The sequence below is a fragment of the Bifidobacterium aemilianum genome, from assembly GCF_003315635.1.
Lineage (GTDB): Bacteria > Actinomycetota > Actinomycetes > Actinomycetales > Bifidobacteriaceae > Bifidobacterium > Bifidobacterium aemilianum.
The window spans coordinates 1-488 of the sequence record NZ_PDCG01000060.1; the positions used below are offsets into that span (position 1 = coordinate 1).

At 58.8% G+C, this 488-nt stretch carries 1 protein-coding gene; it reads left to right on the forward strand.

Annotated elements, in window-relative coordinates; genetic code table 11:
• Nucleotides 1-424 (forward strand): SLC5/6 family protein (locus tag CRD60_RS08405; RefSeq protein WP_269088614.1); only part of this gene is annotated, 424 nt, incomplete at its 5' end.
• Between the last annotated feature and the right edge of the window lie 64 nt (nucleotides 425-488).

Here is a 488-nt window from a genome sequence, read left to right on the forward strand (position 1 = left end):
CGTTGACGTCGAGTTCCACTTCGTGTCTGGAGTGTTCTGGCCATTGTTGTTGCTATGGCTTTTTGTGCTTGCCATCATGGCTACCGGCGTCGAGAAGGGCATTACCCGGGCATCGTGGATCTTCATGCCGCTGCTCGCGGTGATGTTCATTACTCTGGTTATCGTCGCTCTTACCCTTGACGGGGCCTCGGTTGGACTTAATGCATTGTTCACCCCGTCGTGGGGTGCGCTGGGCAACTATCGGGTGTGGATGGCGGCTTACGGTCAGATCTTTTTCTCGCTACCGGTGGGGTTCGGGATCATGGTGACCTACGCCTCCTACCTCAAGCCGAAGTCTGACCTGACAGGATCTGGCCTGGTCGTCGGCTTCGCCAACTCTGCGTTCGAAATCCTCTCCGGCCTCGGCGTCTTCGCTGCTGTGTGATTTTTCGCGCCCGCTTCCTGTGACCAGGTGCGTGCGGTCGCCGGCTCTGGTCTTGGCCTGGCCG